Below are 17764 nucleotides of genomic sequence, written 5' to 3'. Positions count from 1 at the left end.
TGACAAGAAATTGTAGTGAAAGCTGGAAATAGCTCCTAAAAATAGAACCCAATTGATGCTTTTACTGCAAATTTATTCGCATTTGGCACATCAAGATAACCACCTCGCCAAGAGAAATCTACACGCAATATTTTGAAAATATTCCCTATTCCTGCATTGTATTCCCAGTATACATTCTCTGGTGCTGTATATGTTAAGCCAGAAGCATTTATAGCCTTATTGTCATCACTAACAGTTCCGTATACGCCTTTTACTCCTATAATCTCTCTCCAATTGAGTTTTCGTAAAAATGGAATTCTGGCAAACAACCTTCCATTAAAATCATGATACCATTGCATAGTTGCATAGGTATCTGTTACAAATTCGTAATAGTTAAGATTACTAAAAGTGTTCTCGATGGTGAAAAAAGTCTGATTTCCAGGTACAATACTCATTAATCCAAGAGGAACAGTTCCAAAAGTTTTTCCGAGTTCAAAAATTAAATTGGTACGACCCAAAGGCCCTATAATAATAGGCTGCTTATAGTAAATTTCAAGTTTTCTGTAATTAAAATCGCTATTCATAACTCCCTTATATCCTTGGCTGTAATTAACAAAAAAAGTCGAATAAGGACTGTTGGCTATACTTCTTTCAACACCATAAGCAATTGTTCTTCTATTTGGCGTATACTCCGCTTGGATATTAAATTCAGATTGAGTTGTAGTGCTTTTTACAACTCCCTCCGGGTTTGCAATCGTCGGTAAAGTGGTATAATAATCTAAACTAAAGACAGGCGATGCTGATTCTAGTGTTTTATAAGACACTCCAGTTTGAAATGTTAGGTTTTTTACAGGCTCTATGGCAATGTAGGCGTTGGTCAAGCCTATATTGGTTAATTTTCCATTGGATCCTGTAGTAAAAAAGGCCGATGAACCATAATTTCTAGCTAAAATATCATTAGTTGTTGTCAATTGAGATCCTAGTTGCTCGATATCACGCCTGTTTCCTCCAGAAATAATAATTCGGTTTTTCTTGTCAATCATCCATTTTCCAGCAAAACCATATTTAAACTTTTGATCTTTAAATCCATAAGCGGTAAAAGCTTGCACACGCCAAGGGTCATTTGGACCAAAATAGGTTCTCGCTCCAAGTCGAGCTTTGAAACCTTCAACTTCATTATAACCAAAAGTGGAAAAAATAGGTCCAAAATCAAAATTACCATAATTGACATAACCGCTCGCCAGCATAGTTACCAAACTTGTGATTTGCTTAAATGCATTAACTGTCTGTAGGGTATCGAGCATTTTATAAACACCTTGCTCGTCTTTGGTTAACTTCTCAAAACGATTCTCTTCCCAATATTCATCGCTTTTCTTATATATTTCATTATCTACAAAATTGACTTCTTCTTTATAGAATTTTTCAGGTTTTTCAATATTGAATTTGTGGTTTTGATAATACGTTGTTCGCTTACCATAAACCCCTTTTGATTTTTCTTTTTTATTAAAAGCAAAATCAGACATCAAATAATCTTTGGTTAAAAGAAAAACAGAATCACTTAAAACCTCAAATTCCTGTTCTACATAAATATCTTTTACCCAGTTAATATTGGCACTTTTGGTAACGGCCATATTGATTTTTTTTATAGCAAATGTGGTATCATTTACCCAAAAATCCCCTTTGAAAGTCAATTCATTTTTTCGTCTTGGATAAAAAACAATATTGTAACACCATTTTTTGTCGACAAAAGCACTGTCTTTTAGCACATAATTATATACATCAATTCCCGTTTTAGAAAGTGGACTCGTAAAACTTTTATCAAATAAAGCAATATAATTATTGTAGATATTATAATCTGAATATAAATCTTTTATGAATGATAAAATTTGCTGATTTCCCTCAAACCCTGAAGTTTTATTAGCTTTCGTAATTTCTTTTACTTTTGGTATTTTGTTGTCACCGTACACATCAAGCAATGCCTCATTAATAAAAATAGGCAAATACGTTTTTCCCGTTACTTTAGAAGTATCTACGTGGTCAAAAATAAATTCCATACCTTTAAAAATCTTTTGTTTTCTATAGGCACTGTCAATGGAATTGATATCAAACTCCACTTTCTCATATTTTTCCATTTGATATTGATCAAATTGATACAATCCATTTTTACGCTTTTTCTCCCAGATTTTTCGTAATATATCGAGTGCTGGATTGTTCTTCTTGGAGGTTTTGCCTGCAAAAATCACTACCTCTTTCAAAGCTTGCTGTTCACTTAATTCAATAGTAAAATTGTAATTAACCGTTTTGGTAAGTGTAATCTCTTTATCAGCAAAACCAACCGATGTAATTAGCAATGTGGTATAAGTATTTGGAGATTCCATATAAAATCTTCCATCTTCATTAGTCACAGTACCAGTGCTCGAATTTTTGAAAACAACATTCGCATAAGGAACAGGCTGCTTGAGTTTATCTACAATAATACCACTCACTTTTGTTTGACCAAAAATAGAGCTGGTTGCAATAAAAATTAATACGATAACTGCTAATATTTTTTTCATGATATATAAAAAAAAGCTTCATCAAAATTATAATTGATGAAGCTTTTTAAATAGTAATATTCAAAATTATTTGTATAAAACTTTCTTAACCGCTTTCACAACATCGGCAGCATTTGGCAACCATTCTTTCAGCAATACTGGAGAATATGGTGCTGGAGTATCTGCTGTTGTAATACGTTGAATTGGTGCATCAAGAAAATCAAACGCTTGCTCTTGAACAAGGTAAGCAATCTCCGAAGATACACTTGCAAAAGGCCAAGCCTCTTCAAGAATTACTAATCTATTTGTTTTTTTAACAGATGTTAAAATCGCTGCATTATCCATTGGACGAACCGTTCTTAAGTCGATAATCTCACATGAAATACCTTCTTTTGCCAATTCATCGGCTGCGATATAAGCCTCTTTAATAATTTTTCCAAATGAAACGATAGTTACATCAGTTCCTTCTCTTTTGATATCTGCAACACCAATTGGAATAGTATATTCACCATCTGGAACTTCACCTTTATCACCATACATTTGCTCTGATTCCATGAAAATAACTGGGTCATTATCACGAATAGCCGATTTCAATAAACCTTTGGCATCATAAACATTTGATGGAACTATCACTTTTAGTCCTGGAGTATTTGCAAACCAGTTCTCGATAGCTTGAGAGTGAGTAGCTCCCAATTGTCCAGCTGAAGCAGTTGGTCCACGGAAAACGATAGGAACGTTAAACTGTCCACCAGTCATCTGACGCATTTTGGCAGCGTTATTAATAATTTGATCAATACCAACCAAACAAAAGTTGAAAGTCATGTACTCAACTATCGGGCGACAACCGTTCATTGCAGATCCAACTGCAATTCCAGTAAAACCAAGTTCTGCAATTGGTGTATCGATTACTCTTTTTTCACCAAATTCAGCTAGCATTCCTTTAGATGCTTTGTAAGCACCATTATATTCTGCAACCTCTTCACCCATTAAGTATATGGACTCATCGCGACGCATTTCTTCGCTCATTGCTTCACAAATGGCCTCTCTAAATTGTATCGTTCTCATATTTATATAGTCTGTGTGTAATTTAAGAAACGCAAAAATAATTATTTTAAATTACTTAAAAGCATAAATCTCTTTAAAATAATAAGGTTTTATACTATTGTTTTTTTTTAGAAGCTATTTCCAGCTATTCGCTATATCTTTATGTAGCCAAAGCCACCACATAAAGGATTCCTCTACTATTTGTCTATAAAATCGATTATACAAAAGACATTTTTTTTTCTTCAAAATAAAACATCCTTTCAACTATTAAAACAATTACTATTTATTTTGTTCAAAAAATCATTTGCTAGCACAAAATTCACTATTTCCAACAACATTGCCTTTTTCTTTAAAATAAAAAATGAATACATTTGCTTATGCCTCAATTGTTAAAGAATTTTATTTACATACATTTCCTAGGTCTTTGTTGTGTTTTGAATGCACAAAAAATAGATCCTAAACAAAATCCAATTCCTAAAATTTCGGCTTTTGAACTCCAAGAGAAAAAATCAATAGACGGTGCCTTTATACTCTTTAACAAAGGCGAAGACAAAAAGGCTTATAAAATTACTCATCAATTATTAAAAAACCATAAATCAAAACTCAATTTAGTCAACATTAATTTGCTTTTGGCTTACTATTTTAACAAACGCTCTTTAATAGATTCTTCTCTTTATTATACTAACCAAGTTTTAAAATCTAATACCAATAGTAATGATTCTCTTCGTTATCGAACATATTCATTGAGCTATAATTTACTAGCTATTAACAATAAAAAAAGAGGATTATTAGAAGAAAGCAAAAAATGGCATATCAAAGGAATTGAGACTTCTCAAAAATTCAATGAAACTGATTTGTATTACACTCACGTACACGGACTTGCCTTAACCTATAGTGATCTTGGTGATTATAAAAATGCGCTCAAACTGTTCAAACAATGCCTTGAATACAAACAAGGAGAAGAAATAATACTAGGCAGTTATATCAATATTGGTGACATTTACAGCTCCTTGAAAGAGTACGATAAATCTAATTCTTATTTCAACAAGGCTAAGGTATTATGCGAAAAAACTAATAATATACAAGGGAAATCCGTGATTGCTATAGGTCTTGCCTCCAATTACCAATCTCAAAAAAAATTAAATGATGCAACCCTTTTATATCAAGAAGCCATCAAATTGGCAGATAAAGGTGAATTACCTCAAATAGCAATAACAGCTCGACTTAATTTAGGAAAAATATTTTTGGATTTAAAAAAGCAAGAAGATGCTAAAATCATTTTTTCAAGCGCCTTAAATGATGCCGAAAAATTAGGATACCTACATGAACAAAACGAAATATACGACAATTTAAAAGACATTTTTATAACTCAAAACGATTATAAAAACGCATACCTATTTACTAACAAATCCTCCAAAATAAAGGATTCTATTGCTCATCTCCAAAAAGACAAAGAAATCAATGAACTGGAAGTAAAATACAAAACATGGCAAAATGAGAAAGAAATAAAAGTACTGCAAGTTGAAAACAAAGCCAAAATATTAGAGCTAAAAAACAACGAAGAAGCACTTGCTTTCTTAAATCTGCAAAAAGAGATTAACCAAAAGAAAAACGAAAATAAAATACTAAACTTAAATAATATTTCTCAAAAAAAAGCTAGTGAAATTACCTCGCTAAAAAAAGACCAATTATTAAAAACTGCTGAAATCAATTGGCAAAAAGAGACTAAAAAAATAACTCTTATCGCATTTTCAATACTTTTAATTCCAATTATTGCTTTACTCTTTTTGTACTATCAAAGGCTAAAAACTCAACGATTATTAAACCAAAACGAAAAAGAAATTAGCGAACAAAAAATAATTACTCTCGTAAAAGATCAAGAATTAAAATTAATAAAAGCTGCCGTAAAGGGTCAAGACAAAGCCAGATCAAAAATTGCTAAAGAACTACACGACAGCATTGGCGGTAATCTTGCTGCCATAAAACTACAACTCAACACCGTTGCAAGCAAACCAGATGCTATTCAAATCATCCAAAAACAATTGGACGAAACCTATCAACAAGTTCGGGATTTATCCCATAATTTGATTCCTGAAAAATTTAGTCAAAATAATTTCTGTAATCTTCTAGAAGAATATCAAAAAAATTTAGCTGGAATAAACGACCTAAAAACTTCCTTTGTCGCTTACCCAAGAACACAAATTGACTTGATTGCAGAAAGCTTACAGATGGAAATTTACAAAATCATTCAGGAGCTAGTAACCAATACACTCAAACATGCCAAGGCAACAACTATTGAACTACAACTGAACTGTATAGAAAATAATCTCAATATTTTATTTGAGGACAACGGAATTGGTTTTGATTCTTACAAGAAATCCCACGGAATTGGTTTCAAAAATATAAATAGCCGGTTGAATACAATTTCTGGTTCTATGCAAATTGACTCCATGTTAAGACGCGGAACCATCATAAACATTGAAATTCCTTTGACTAAATCACCTTTTAAATCCTAAACAAAACATGGAAAAAATCAAAATCATTATAGCCGATGACCATACTATGTTTCTTCAGGGTATTGTTTCATTATTAGAAAACGAAGAAAATATAACCATTTTAGGGAAAGCAGAAAATGGTAATGCAGTATTTAAAATAATGGAAAATGCTATTCCTGACATTATATTACTGGATATAAGCATGCCTGAGATGGATGGAATCGAAGTGACCAAAATAATAAAACAAAAATATCCTTCGATCAAAATATTGATTGTAAGCACTCATAGTAATATCCAAATAATTGCCAAACTCATTCGGATGGGAGCTGATGGTTATTTACTAAAAAATGCCGAAAAACAAGAACTCCTTCATGCGATACATACGATAAAAAAAGGAGAAACTTATTTTTGCAAAGAAGTCTTAGATAAAAATGATGATAACAATTCAAAAATAAAAAACAATACTTTTTTCATCACCGAATTAAGCAGCAGAGAAAAAGAAATTCTGATTCTCATTGCTCAAGAATTTACGGGTAGTGAAATTGCTGAAAAAACATTTATCAGTCTCAACACAGTTAACACTCATCGCCGTAATTTAATTTCGAAACTAAATGTAAAAAACACGGCAGGATTAGTAAAATATGCCATTGAATATGGACTACTAGATTAATCCAAATTACATATTATCTTTCAAACCCTTTTCCAAGTCGATAATTCAGTACCAAACTATGCGTGTTATTAATGCTATGATCCTCTAATGAGTAATTATATGAATACATTAGTCTCCAATGATCAAACAAATAAAAACCCGCCAAAAAATTCACTGCATTACTGGTTCTATAACCAACACCAACCTCAACAGTGTTTTTGTAATTTAGCATTAAATTCAAATCGACTTGTAGCGGAGCTCCTGGCACATATTTTACCAAAGTACTAGGATTAATCATCACCTCTTCAAATTGATTGGTAAAAAAACGATAGCCCATATACCCATAATAATTGCTTTTTATATTTAAATTCTTCTCAGAAGACAACGAAGAACCAAATAAATTAGGTGCTGAAAGACCTATATAAATATGATCTTTATTATACAACAAACCAACTCCAATATTGGGCACCATTGTATGAATATTTTCCTGAAAATTAGGATCATTTTCAATTCCTAATTCCAATAAATTTTCATCATATATAGAAGCTCCAGCAGTAATTCCAAAAGAAATAATGTTAGGGTCGTATGCCCACCATCTTCCTCGACCATACTCTTCATCAAAAAAAATCTTATACGAATAGGCTCCAAAAAAACTAGTCACACTGGAAACTCCAATCTGATCTCTGGATATCCCCGCAGCAAGTCCCACATGTTTGGATCTCAAAGGTGTATTCACTGTCAATTGGGTATCTCTTGCTCCTCCTTCAATATTATAAAAATTACCTGTACTGATTAATGTAATATCAGCATCTTCATAATATCCTGCGTGGGCTGGATTAAGAACGACTGTGTTATAGTTATAGTTTGTAAAAATTGGTGTTTGCTGGCTTTGAGCATTATTTGGTACCATCGCAAAAGCAATCAAAATGATTAGCTTAAAATAATTCTTATTCATTAAATTATCGTTTTAAAACAAGGAAACCCTTGTATTTTTTTAAATGTGATGTTGCTTCGGTTTTTATTTCAAAAAAGTAAGTTCCTTCTGGAAGTATATCGGCACCAAAATTTCGTTTCCTATTGGCAACACCTGTAAAAACATTAGTAGTGTTATTATATCCTTCTATTTGAAAAACTAAGTCTCCCCATCTGTTAAAAATCGAAACTTCATTTTTTGGAAATTGATCAATCGTATCAATAAACCAAAAATCATTTATTCCATCATTGTCTGGTGAAAAACCATATTTCGTATCGTCTTTTTGTATTGGATCAACGTAAATGGTAATAGAATTTTCTGCAGAACAGCCCTCATTGTCTTTGAAAATCACAGTATATCTAGTGGTTTCCAATGGATTTGCGATTGGATTACTAATTGATGAGTTATTCAGTCCTGTTGTAGGGCTCCAATTAAAACTTCCAGTACCTGTTGCAACAGCTTGGAGGGAGACTTCTTCCCCTTCTTGTATATAAATATCGCTACCCGCATTTACTGAAACTGAACTTTCAAATAATTTGAAACTGCATTTTGCATTATTCCCACTTGCATCTGTTACTGTCATTGTTACTGTCATTCCAGCTATAAAAGGACTTCCTTCCACAGGATTTTGTGTAACAATTGGATTTGAGTCCAGATTATCTGAAACCGTTACTAGTTTTGTATAGTCGGGGATTTTTGTTGTCGAGCAAGGTAAATTTTGGTCAGACAAACAAATTAATTTAGGGAGTTCTGTATCTACAATTTCATTTACAACAAAAGAACAAGAGCCTATATTACCAGAAACATCCTTTGCCGAAATAACAACTGTCATTCCGTTAACAAAAGGACTTCCTGCTATTGGACTTTGAGTAACCACAGGTGAATCATCACAATTATCACTAACTGTAACTGTAGCAGTATAATCAGCAAGTACCGATCCTAAAACTAAACTTTTATTTCCAGAACAAATCACAACTGGTTTAATTACATCAACGGAAGCGTTAACCAAAAAACTACACACTTCTGTATTATTCGAAACGTCTTTAGCAGTAATTGTTACTGTCATTCCTACTACAAAAGGGCTACCCGCAATTGGGCTTTGAGTTATTGTTGGCGAAGCATCACAATTATCAGTGGCTACTATTAATGCTGTATAATCTGGAAGAGTTGCTCCACAACTTAATGTTTGATTGCCAATACAAATGATAACAGGTTTGGCAATATCTGCGGAAGCGTTAACTAAAAAACTACATACTTCTGTATTATCCGAAATGTCTTTAGCTGTCATTGTTACTGTCATTCCTGAGATAAAAGGACTTCCCGCAATTGGGCTTTGCGTGATTGATGGTGAAGCATCACAATTATCGGTGGCTACTATTAATCCTGTATAATCTGGAAGCGTTGCTCCACAACTTAATGTTTGATTGCCAATACAAATGATAACTGGTTTGGCAACATCTGCGGAAGCATTAACCAAAAAACTACATACTTCTGTATTATTAGAAACGTCTTTAGCAGTCATTGTTACCATCATTCCTGCGATAAAAGGACTTCCCGCAATTGGGCTTTGCGTGATTGATGGTGAAGCATCACAATTATCAGTAGCTGTGATTAATGGGGTGTAATCAGGAAGATTTGCTCCACAATTTAATGTTTGATTGCCTATACAACTGATAACTGGTTTGGTAACATCTGCGGAAGCATTAACTAAAAAACTACACACTTCTGTATTATTTGAAGCGTCTTTAGCAGTGATTGTTACTGTCATTCCTGCGATAAAAGGACTTCCAGCAATTGGATTTTGAGTGATTGTCGGCGAAGCATCACAATTATCAGAAACTGTGATTAGTGGGGTGTAATCTGGAAGTATTCCTTCACAACTTAATGTTTGATTGCCAATACATGTGATGACTGGTTTGGTTACATCTGCGGAAGCATTAACCAAAAAACTACACACTTCTGTATTATTTGAAACGTCTTTAACAGTTATTGTTACTGTCATTCCTGCCACAAATGGACTTCCCGCTATAGGACTTTGAGTGATTGTTGGCGAAGCATCGCAATTATCAGTTGCTGTGATTAATGGGGTGTAATCTGGCAAAACACTACCACATGTTAAAGTTTGGTCTCCAATACAAGAGATAACAGGTTTTGCACTATCAACTGTTGCTGAATGAACTACAAAAGTACATCCATCTGTATTTCCAGATACATCAGAATAATCAATATGAACTGATATACCATCATAGAATTTAGTCCCCGGAGGAGGTGTCATAACGTAATGTAGGTTGGCACTACAATTATCTGCCAGATTCATCATTGAGTCTTCGGCATAATTTGGTAGAACATCTCCGCAATTTAATGTAAGCCCAGTTGGACAATTAAATGTTGGCGGCTCTGTATCGGGCCCAGTTGCTGTAATTTTAATTTTACACTCTGATTCATTTCCTGCATCATCCTTTGCTGTGAATTTAATTTCCATTCCATTATAAAACTTCGAACCAGCTCCAGGAGATTGATATACATCAATACTAGTATCTATATTATCGGTAACGGTTAGCAACGCTAAATAATCAGGAACTAAGCTTCCGCAGCTGAGTTGTTGATCTGGCATACACGTGATTGCAGGAGACTCGGTATCGACAGTACTCACAATATTAAAAGTGCAAGTTGCAAAATTGGATTTGGCATCCGTGGCGGTAAGAGTTAAAGACTGTGTACCTCCTGTATAAATAGTTCCTGCAACAGGGCTTTGAGTAACTACAGGATTATCGTCACAATTATCGGTAACTGTAATAGCTGTTTTATAATCTGGAATAGCATCACCAATATTTAATGCTTTATTGGTTGGGCAATTCGTAATTACAGGCTTTTCGGTATCTGTAATTTTCTTTCCAAAAAGAACATAAGCAAATCCTGGTGAAGTATTAACTTTTAAATTACTGCCGTACGAATCAAAACTATTACCGATAATCAAATCGCTTATTCCATCTTTATTTACATCTCCTGCATTATTTACAGAATAATCACTTGATGATGAAGTGAGCACCATCAGACCATCCTTGGCGGTGAGCCAACTAACTTTAACCGTTGGAGTCCAACTGTTTTTTCCAAATAAAATATAAAAATCAGTACTGTTCTGAAAAACATAATCATCAAATCCATCGTCATTAAAATCACCCGCTGAACCAAATACATTTCCATAACTAACGTCGGTTAATTTAAAACCATTGGTACCATCCAAATTTTTTAAATCCATTTTCGCAGGAATCGTTGGTCCTCCAAAAAGTATATAATCCTTAACAATAGCTATGTCATTATATCCATCTCCATTAATATCTCCAACTTTTGACACCCCAAGATAAGCATTCAAAGGAGCTGCTGTATTTTCAACAATAAATCCATTAGCACCATTTAGAGTTGAAACATTTAAAGTCAATGGAAAGTTAGATAAACGTCCATAAATAACAAATTTGTGTACTTGGCCTGTTCCGTTGTAACTTCCCATTGCAAAATCCGAAATTCCATCACCATTGATATCTCCTAAACCTGAAACAGAATTTCCTATGATGCCAATTGTAGCATCACCTTCTACTGTAAAACCATTGGTTCCATTTAGTTGATTGGTTCGTAATACTGCAGGAAATCCCGAATGAGATCCATATATTATAAAACATTTTCCATTTCCTGCTCCAGAGCCACCAGTAATTGCAGCTATATCTTGTATTCCATCACCATTTATATCACCAATTGTATCAATACTAATCCCCGCATCTCCGTAATTTTCTGTTCCAATTAATGAAAATCCATTGGTTCCATCTAACGTAGATAATAGCAATTCAGATGGAAAACCAGTTGTTTTTCCGAAAACAATATAAGTATGCCCCACTTCTGATCCATAAGGAGAATGTCGATAAGGATCACTAATCATAAAATCTCCTATTCCATCCCCATTGATATCTCCCGCACTTCCTACATCATATCCTGTTACAGGGAAATTATCTGCTATATTATCGTTACGAATAGCAAAACCATTTGTTCCATTCAAGAATCCTAAATCAATATTAGGAGGAAAACCAGCCGAAGTACCATAAACTAAATAAGCAGCTCCTTTAATAATTCGATATTCGTTTTGATATTGACCATACCATGGACTGTAATTTCCAGGAGCACCTATTATAAAATCAGTAATTCCATCTCCATTTATATCACCAGCTGTATTTACACTTGAACCAGCCTCACGAGTTGTTTTCTCTCCATAAATTGTAAAACCATTGCTTCCATTTAAATCTTGTACAGAAGTAGAATAAGTACTACAATTAATATCTGCGATATTTGTTTTTAGTTTTACCAAAAATGAACAGGAATTTGTGTTCCCTGATTTATCAGTAACTGTTATGGTTACATTCGTATCTGAAGTAAAAAGACTACCTTGAGGTGGGGTTTGTGTAAAAACCAAATCCATGTTATCGGTACAATTATCAGTTACAGTTGGTAAAAACGAAATATAATTGGGTAAGGTCGAATTTGCATACAACATTTGTCCCGTTGGACAAGTTATGTTCGGTTTTTCGGAATCAATTCGATCTAATTTTTCTCCATAAAAAATATACGCATTACCTTTTTTATAATAATAAGAAGATTTACCAATAGACCCAACAATAAAATCATTGATTCCATCATTATTAAAATCACCAATGCCGGCAGCATCATTTCCAAAATTAGAATCACTAGAATAATTTACATCATTATAAACCTGATAACCCACTGTACCATAAATCATATCTTGAGCTATAGTAGCCGTGGGGATTGAACTGCCAAAAACTACATATACTACACCATTATTAGCTTTTCCTCCACCGTTTGGGGCAGCAATAATAACATCATTCTTACCATCATTATTTACATCTTTTAATCCATTTACAACTTGTCCAAAATTACTATAAGCACTTTTACTTTGTATAGTAATCCCTGTTGCAGCCGTTAAACTGGAAACAGAAAAAGTAAATGGAAAAGTAGTGCTTCTTCCAAAAACAATATAAACCTCTCCTGCATTTTGCAAATTATTAACTTTTTTCCCTGACGCACCAATAATAATATCATCAATTCCATCATTATTAAAATCTCCTGCTGCTGCAACCGATTTTCCCATACGGCTATAAGATCCCGAGTTTGTAATTATAAATCCATCAGATGCCGACATATTATCCATCTGTAATAAAGCAGGAAAACCAGATGTTTTACCAAATAATACCACGACTCTTCCCGCATAACCATCTCCTGCTTCGTTATAAGCAGGCAATCCTAAAACCAAATCATCAATTCCATCATTATTGATATCCCCTGCATTACTTCCTGTAGATTCTTGTCCAGACCAAATTTGTGTAAAACCCAAAATATAAAATCCATTAACTCCATCAAGAGCTGAAGTACTTAAATTGCTAATACCCGATTGTCCAAAAACAACATAGTAATTTGCTTTATCATTTCCATACATATTAATAATTACATCAGCAACACCATCATTATTGATATCTCCTGCGTAACTCACATCACGAACTTTAGTATATGTAAAATTATCAACTGTAATAACGACACTATTAGTAGTATTTAGAGTTGTTTTATCATATACTGGTAAAAATCCCATTTTGGATCCATAAAAAATAAAAGCAGTGCCTTGCCCATTTAGGTTAAAATTGTCCCCAACAATAATATCATCAACACCATCATGATTAAAATCGCCAGCGGTGCTTATCATTTCTCCCAATCTTTCATCCTGAACAGTTCCTCTAATTACAAAACCATTAGTCCCATTTAGAGTAGTAACATCAAAAGTGCTTGCTGAAATACCAGTCCCTCCAAAAATCACATAAATTTCACCCACATCGGTCAGTCCTCCAAAATCAACTCCTGGTGCACCAATCATAATATCGGCAATACCATCACCATTGATGTCACCTGCACTTTGAGTTGCATCACCTAAGTCATCGTTTGCTGTTTTTCCTTCTACAGAAAAACCATTTGTACCGTTTAGAATGGATTTTGGAACCTCAAGACAACCGCTCTGACTATAAGAAGAAGCACTTACAGTAATTAAACAAAATGTTATAATTACTTGAACTATTTGTTTTCTATGATTGAAAGGAGCATACTTTATCATTATGTAATTTTTTGATTTTTACATTTATTATTAAGCATCAAAACTATAGATTGAGTAAACCATATCCCTCACTATAAATGATGATTTTACTTTCAAAAAAAAATAAAGGAGTTGTTTTTGCTATAATAAATTCTCGATAGCAGTTTTTATTCTCTCTTTCTCTTTTGCTTCCAAGATTGACAAAGGTGAAAGTATTTCCAAATGCAACGTTTGCTCTTTTAGTGTAATAACATTGGTTGTTGCGACGGTAATTTGGATATTTTTTATGGTGCTTCGAACTATTTTTCTACCTAATTCATCCGCAGTAAGTGTTTCAAAAATAGCAGGCAGAAAATTAATGGTTCTCAATATATCGCTTCTAGAACTTTCTGGAAATGCATCAACATTCAAAAGGAATTGTATTTTCTCTCCAACGATTTTTTCCAATTCAGCTTCAGTATTTTTGACTGCTCGTTTTAATTCCAAACTTCCCACTATCACAGTATTCTCCGGAGCGGCAAAAAATTTTAAATAATGACTCGGTTCAACAAGTGTAATGGCTACAACTTGGCTGCTTGAAACTAATGTAATATCAGATTTTGAATAAGAATCAGGAATTTCAAGAATCATTAATAAATGCTCATTGGCAGTTTTTCGAGATTGAATAATACTACCACGAATTGAATTTCCTGTATGTAATAATAATTCCAGTTTCGGTAAACTGGAATTATCTTCTGTATTTTGAGCTAAATCAGTGAGTTCTGAAAACCAACTGAAAAAGTCTTTGAATAGATTTTTTTGATATGATGCAATCATGATTACAACAATGCTTCTACATAGTTAGCAATTTGTGAATCAGTTTGAGAACTAAAAGACCCTTGTACCAATTGAACTGTCAACGACAATGTATTATCTTTAAGTTCCATTTTTACATCATCATTATTATCAGAATTAGTCAATTGAATAGTTGACATTTTGTCCTGTAAAGCCTCTTTACCCATATCATCAGAACATATTTTTTTAACGAATGATTCTAAATCATCAAAAACAATATCTAATCTTGAAAGCGGATATTGATCATAAGCGGTAAAAGTATCCCAGTTGATATCTACTTTAATATCATAACCTGCTTTGTCTTTTAGTTTTGCTTCAAAAGCTGGAAGTTTCTCTGTTTTAATTGATTCTGCTGTACGTTTTTCTGCTAATCCCATGGGTTAAATTTTTTATTATTAATTAATTATAAAACTTTATAATACAAATCTAATCTTGAGGCTTTTAGTAACACTCACTATTTATAGTGATTTTACATCTTAAAAAAAAGTACAAACAAAAATATTCTTTTAAAAGGAATTGCTTTATTTTTTTAAGACTCTTATCGTATCAAACGCAACAGTATAAGTCTCATTATTAAAAACTTCACTCATTTCAAGTCTTGTACTAGTGAGCTTAGTTATTTCAAACTCAACTTCTTCATCTTTGTCTATAATCCACTGAGGATATTTTATCTGTGTAATTACTATTTTAGTTTCTTCCTTGTCTTGCCATTTCCATTTACCAAACTGTGTTATATTCAAAACGTTTGCCGAACTATTACTGAAATTTGTAAAACACGTTCCTGCTTTAGAAAAATTTATTAAATTAATTGTATCCTTAATAGGCTCTTTTCTAGTAAATTTCCAAGTATTATTACATAGTAAATCGGTCTTAGGTGTACTAGTAAATTCAGCGGATTTAGTCACATTTAATTCATAAGTGTAGGTATCAGAACCTTCATACTTAACCGAAAATTTAATATGGTTTGGGTCACTATCATCATATTTCAATGTTCCAAAATCAGATAGTAAAAAAACATCCGTATCTAATATTTCGTAAGTACCTAGCAAAATAATTTCTTCAGCTTCTTTAACTTTTGAGGTTACATCAATTTTATTTTTTGTGATAATATAATTTCCATTAGTATCAAATTCAATCGATTTGAATTCGGCTGAATTTCCAACAATCCATTTTTTGTTAATACTTTCTTTTTCAGGAGTTTCTTTAGCGTTGTCTTCTTTAGAACAAGAAAAAAAGCTAGTCATGATTAAAAGGAAGGCAATAATTTGTTTTAATTTATTCATTTTTAATGATTTATTGTAATTAATAATTTAGTTGTAATTTTTGTTTTTGTTGATGATAATACAAATCATGAGCCTCCAATTTTTCTTTAGTATACACAAACAAATGTTTGTATTCTTTGGGTACTTTGTGCTCAAGATCATTACTGTCGTCGATATATAATTTTTTCATTCCAATCATTGATTCTGGTAAAGTGGTTACTTCTGTCAATGTTAAGCTCAGATATTCCAATTGATTCAATACATTGATATTACTCGGTAAGTTTGAAATTCTATTGGCACCAATATTTAATCTCTTTAGATTTTTTAGTTCCAAAAAAGCAAGAGGAAACTCCGTTAATTTATTTGAAAATAAATTTAACTCTCTCAATTCAGTCAGTTGTGCCAGTTGTGGCGAAATTTTATCAATGTTACAGTGTTCCATTCTCAATTCCTGTAATTTAGGAAATTTTGAAATAGCATCTGGAATTTCGCTTATTGCAGTGGTTATTTCTAAATGGGTAAGATTCTTTAATCGTTCTAATTCGGGAATCCATTCTCTACGATTTTCATCATACACTTTTAATGATGTTACCGCATTTGGATCCAATAATGCCTCTTGTAAAGTTACAGGCAAAGTATTAAAATGTTCTTCTGTCATGTCTGATGGAATATCGGCAGATGAATTTGTATTCGCAGTTGGCCGAACCACGAAAACTCCTCCACCCAAACGGTTATCTCCACAATTTTGCACAGATTCCATAAAGACCAATGAGTTCTTTGTGCGAATAGATGCAGGCAATTGAAAAGTACGAAGCCCTAAATTATAGGCTGGTCCAAACTTTTCGACATCTAAGATTTTGACTCTAAAAGTTTCACCTTTCGTCTTAAAACGTACATACACTGTTCCTGAAGTTTCGCTTGGTGCATAAATCGGAATACCACCCACCTTCATAATGCCCCTCCAGCCAGAAGCATAAGTACCGATATATTTTTTAATGCGAAACTCATGATTTAAACCTGTTCGCCAATGAACAAAAGGATTTGTATCTTTCGTTTCGAGCCAAATCATTTCAATTGAAGGTTTCGATTGTGGAAAGGTTTCTTTATCTTTAATATCAGGTAAGTAATAATCATCAAAATTATTAATCTTTTTGTCTTCCTGAAAATAGCGAATCATACGACTATCCCGCAATCCCGCAAGCAAAACCTCAACCTTGTCCTGACGTTTAAAAACAACACCTGCTTCATGAATATCATCCCCCGATGTACGAAGATTTATAAACTCTACATATTCGGATGATGTATACAATTGTATAAAAAGTTTTTCAAATTCTCTTCTACTTAGGTCTAAAGTTGAATTGTATATTTGATCATAAGAATGAGTCTCTTTTTTTCCAGTTTCTAAAAACGGAATATATGATGAAGCTCCATAAAAACTACCGCTGCGGGAAGAAAAACGCAAGGGTGTTTCGAATGTAATAACATTGTTTCCATTTTCATCCAGTAACGAGTAAGCCTTTCCTTCAGGTTTGCTTTTCATTTGAGACATTCTAAAAGGTCCTGTTTCGTCCAGATCCGAATAGACCATATATTGTTTTAAGGATGGAATGTAAAAATAACGTGGATAATACACGCGTCCACGCAGTACAGAAGCCAATTCGTGTTTTTTAGACTTACTTAATATTGTATTGCGAAACAGATATTTATACTTTGATGAATTTCGGGGTTGTGCAAAAAGGAAGAATCCCATCAATAAAACCGGAATTAGTATATAAAAATTTATCATTTTAATCATGTTACTATTATTAATAAAGGACATTCCTCACATCATAACTCTCCAAATAAGAGGTCGTTA

General features: G+C 33.0%; 10 protein-coding genes. 2 read left to right on the top strand and 8 right to left on the bottom strand.

The features are described 5' to 3' along the window. Positions 1-35: 35 nt before the first annotated feature. Both CLU82_RS11215 and CLU82_RS11210 read right to left on the bottom strand, forming a co-directional pair. Positions 36-2534, bottom strand: a complete 2499-nt coding sequence (locus CLU82_RS11215) for a DUF5686 and carboxypeptidase-like regulatory domain-containing protein (RefSeq protein ID WP_100843178.1) — start codon at positions 2532-2534, stop codon at positions 36-38. Positions 2535-2600: 66 nt separating this feature from the next. Continuing rightward, positions 2601-3578: a pyruvate dehydrogenase complex E1 component subunit beta gene (locus CLU82_RS11210; RefSeq protein ID WP_100843177.1), complete on the bottom strand. Its 978-nt coding sequence runs from the start codon at positions 3576-3578 to the stop codon at positions 2601-2603. A gap of 356 nt (positions 3579-3934) precedes the next feature. Between CLU82_RS11210 and CLU82_RS11205 the strand changes: the two genes are divergently transcribed. Continuing rightward, positions 3935-6073 (top strand): tetratricopeptide repeat-containing sensor histidine kinase, encoded by a 2139-nt coding sequence (locus tag CLU82_RS11205; protein WP_100843176.1) that lies wholly within the window; start codon positions 3935-3937, stop codon positions 6071-6073. 7 nt (positions 6074-6080) lie between these two features. Further along, on the top strand, positions 6081-6722 hold the full coding sequence (locus tag CLU82_RS11200) for a response regulator transcription factor (RefSeq protein ID WP_100843175.1): 642 nt from the start codon (positions 6081-6083) through the stop codon (positions 6720-6722). A gap of 13 nt (positions 6723-6735) precedes the next feature. Here CLU82_RS11200 and CLU82_RS11195 read toward each other — a convergent pair whose 3' ends face one another. From CLU82_RS11195 to CLU82_RS11170, 6 genes are all read right to left on the bottom strand, one after another. After that, on the bottom strand, positions 6736-7656 hold the full coding sequence (locus CLU82_RS11195; RefSeq protein WP_100843174.1) for a type IX secretion system membrane protein PorP/SprF: 921 nt from the start codon (positions 7654-7656) through the stop codon (positions 6736-6738). A 4-nt stretch (positions 7657-7660) separates the two neighbouring features. Then, positions 7661-13834 carry an HYR domain-containing protein gene (locus CLU82_RS11190; RefSeq protein ID WP_100843173.1) on the bottom strand — a complete coding sequence of 2058 codons (6174 nt, stop codon included), beginning with the start codon at positions 13832-13834 and terminating at the stop codon, positions 7661-7663. A 120-nt stretch (positions 13835-13954) separates the two neighbouring features. Then, the gene (locus CLU82_RS11185; RefSeq protein ID WP_100843172.1) at positions 13955-14629 is read right to left on the bottom strand and encodes a hypothetical protein; all 675 of its coding nucleotides are present in this window, start codon (positions 14627-14629) and stop codon (positions 13955-13957) included. A gap of 2 nt (positions 14630-14631) precedes the next feature. Next, complete coding sequence (locus CLU82_RS11180; protein ID WP_100843171.1) at positions 14632-15024, bottom strand: hypothetical protein; 393 nt, start codon at positions 15022-15024, stop codon at positions 14632-14634. Positions 15025-15168: 144 nt separating this feature from the next. Further along, entirely contained in the window at positions 15169-15930 is a 762-nt protein-coding gene (locus CLU82_RS11175) for a hypothetical protein (RefSeq protein ID WP_100843170.1), read from the bottom strand. Between the two features lie 19 nt (positions 15931-15949). Beyond that, the gene (locus CLU82_RS11170; protein WP_100845011.1) at positions 15950-17695 is read right to left on the bottom strand and encodes a leucine-rich repeat domain-containing protein; all 1746 of its coding nucleotides are present in this window, start codon (positions 17693-17695) and stop codon (positions 15950-15952) included. Positions 17696-17764 lie beyond the last annotated feature (69 nt).

It is taken from the genome of Flavobacterium sp. 5, from assembly GCF_002813295.1.
In the GTDB taxonomy this organism is placed as follows: Bacteria; Bacteroidota; Bacteroidia; order Flavobacteriales; family Flavobacteriaceae; genus Flavobacterium.
Note: the sequence above shows the minus strand (reverse complement) of the source record. Positions and strands in the feature narration are given on the sequence as shown.

Bases quoted from the DNA above. Each gene is read 5' to 3' on its own strand.
- CLU82_RS11200 (WP_100843175.1), top strand. From the start codon at position 6,081: ATGGAAAAAATCAAAATCATTATAGCCGATGACCATACTATGTTTCTT.
- CLU82_RS11210 (WP_100843177.1), bottom strand. From the start codon at position 3,578: ATGAGAACGATACAATTTAGAGAGGCCATTTGTGAAGCAATGAGCGAA.
- CLU82_RS11175 (WP_100843170.1), bottom strand. From the start codon at position 15,930: ATGAATAAATTAAAACAAATTATTGCCTTCCTTTTAATCATGACTAGC.
- CLU82_RS11170 (WP_100845011.1), bottom strand. From the start codon at position 17,695: ATGATAAATTTTTATATACTAATTCCGGTTTTATTGATGGGATTCTTC.
- CLU82_RS11195 (WP_100843174.1), bottom strand. From the start codon at position 7,656: ATGAATAAGAATTATTTTAAGCTAATCATTTTGATTGCTTTTGCGATG.
- CLU82_RS11190 (WP_100843173.1), bottom strand. From the start codon at position 13,834: ATGATAAAGTATGCTCCTTTCAATCATAGAAAACAAATAGTTCAAGTA.
- CLU82_RS11215 (WP_100843178.1), bottom strand. From the start codon at position 2,534: ATGAAAAAAATATTAGCAGTTATCGTATTAATTTTTATTGCAACCAGC.
- CLU82_RS11180 (WP_100843171.1), bottom strand. From the start codon at position 15,024: ATGGGATTAGCAGAAAAACGTACAGCAGAATCAATTAAAACAGAGAAA.
- CLU82_RS11185 (WP_100843172.1), bottom strand. From the start codon at position 14,629: ATGATTGCATCATATCAAAAAAATCTATTCAAAGACTTTTTCAGTTGG.
- CLU82_RS11205 (WP_100843176.1), top strand. From the start codon at position 3,935: ATGCCTCAATTGTTAAAGAATTTTATTTACATACATTTCCTAGGTCTT.